Origin of the sequence: Marinobacter sp. (assembly GCF_035268745.1) — a bacterium.
Lineage (GTDB): Bacteria > Pseudomonadota > Gammaproteobacteria > Pseudomonadales > Oleiphilaceae > Marinobacter.
Genome location: NZ_DATFKH010000225.1, coordinates 1 through 1,862, shown reverse-complemented (window position 1 = coordinate 1,862; position 1,862 = coordinate 1). Strand labels below are relative to the sequence as shown.

The window sequence follows — 1,862 nt, the reverse complement described above, 5'->3', positions numbered from 1 at the left end:
CCGCTTCGCGGGTGTGTCATGACGAAAGACTCCGGTCTTTCTCGCTGTACTCAAGATGAGGGAAGGCCCCTCGGTCTCGGTGACCAGACACCGGGACCAAACCGCCCTGTGCGGCTCGCATTAAGAGTGTGGGTCGTGAGCGACAGAGGAAAAGGCTGCCAAGAGCGGTCAGGTAAGTGCCCAAGGAGATGAACGAAAGTGAACCGTCGATGAGGTGTCGAAACGGTGAATGTTGCTGTCAGAACCGGGGTCCCCGCGAAATTCCGGGAAGAGCTACGACGCAGACTGGTGACGGGCGTAGCGGCAGCCGGCATAGAGACGGCATGACCTGGGTACAGGCTTGAGTATGGAACATGAGAACCTGTCGTCCTGATGTTAAGGGAGAAGCACAAGTGGTAACCCCACGAGGCGAGAGTACCGATGCAGGGCACAGGGACGGATTGTCCCGTAGTAGTGTTGAAGCACCTGTAATGGGTGTGGAGCGAAGGGGGCAAATTATCCCGTCGAGTTCAAATGGCCAACCGACTTCCGGGAGGAGCCATGTGGTCTCGACAAAACCGTATACCATCCCGAAGGCTTTGGTTTATCAGGCCTATAAACGGGTTCGGGCCAACAAGGGTAGTGCTGGCGTTGATCGTCAGAGTCTGGAGGACTTTGATGCTGACCTCAGCAACAATCTTTACAAGCTTTGGAACCGGTTATCTTCGGGAAGCTATCATCCGCCACCGGTACTACGTGTAGATATTGAGAAAGCCTCGGGAGGAACACGTCCTCTGGGCATTCCGACCGTAGCGGACCGTATTGCACAGACGGTGGTTAAGCTGCAAATCGAACCGGAACTGGAACGGCACTTCCACCCAGACTCCTATGGCTACCGACCTGGAAAATCGGCGCATGATGCGCTGAAGCAAGTTCAGGCCCGGTGCTGGAAGAGGGCCTGGGTGCTGGATATGGATATCCAGGGCTTCTTCGACAACATCGACCACGGCTTGCTAATGAAGGCGGTGGATCGGCATGTGACGGAAGACTGGCAAAAGCTGTACATCCGGCGCTGGTTAAGCGCTCCGGTTCAGTTGGCGAGTGGTTCCATCGAGTCGCGCGACCGGGGCACGCCGCAAGGCGGTGTGATTAGTCCGCTGCTGGCGAATCTGTTCCTGCACTACGTCTTTGATCGCTGGGTAGAAAAGCGTTGGGGCGGCATCCAGTTCGAACGCTATGCGGACGATATTGTATGCCACTGCTCCAGTGAGCGGGAAGCTCAGGCGCTCAAAGTGGTCCTTGAGGAAAGGTTCAAAGACTGCGGTCTGACGCTGCACCCAGAGAAGACGAATATCGTCTATTGTAAGGGTGGGCAACACCGGCAGGATTACCCGGTATTTGCGTTCGACTTCCTTGGTTTCACCTTCCGGCCGCGCTGGATGCGCAACCGGCAGGGTCGCCGGGGCGTCTACTTCATGGGAGCCATTAGCCAACGGGCAGCCAAAGGGATCCGTACGCAGATCACTGAGTGGCCCTGGAAACGGTGGCGTCAGCAGGAGTTTGGGCAATTTGTCCGGTTCTGCCAGTCCCGAATCCGTGGTTGGATGCAGTACTATGGCCTATTTGGTCGCCGCTACATTCGCAATGTGTTGTTTCACTTTGACTTGCGACTAAGCCGGTGGGCCAAAGGGAAGTACAAGAAGCTCAGGGGACTGATCCAGGCTGCCCGTAGGGTAAATGCCTTGAGGTGGCGACACCCTCGGCTATTTGCGCATTGGGTGGGATAACAGGTAGCGGTTGGGTAATAAGAGCCGTATGAATCGAGAGGTTCACGTACGGTTCTGTGAGAGGCTTTGGGGGCGGTTCCCATTGCCTACTCGACC

General features: G+C 56.4%; 1 protein-coding gene. It reads left to right on the top strand.

Annotated features, from left to right (window positions below; translation table 11 throughout):
- Positions 1-542: 542 nt before the first annotated feature.
- The gene (ltrA, locus tag VJ956_RS14780; protein ID WP_324085807.1) at positions 543-1,766 is read left to right on the top strand and encodes a group II intron reverse transcriptase/maturase; all 1,224 of its coding nucleotides are present in this window, start codon (positions 543-545) and stop codon (positions 1,764-1,766) included.
- Positions 1,767-1,862: the final 96 nt, after the last annotated feature.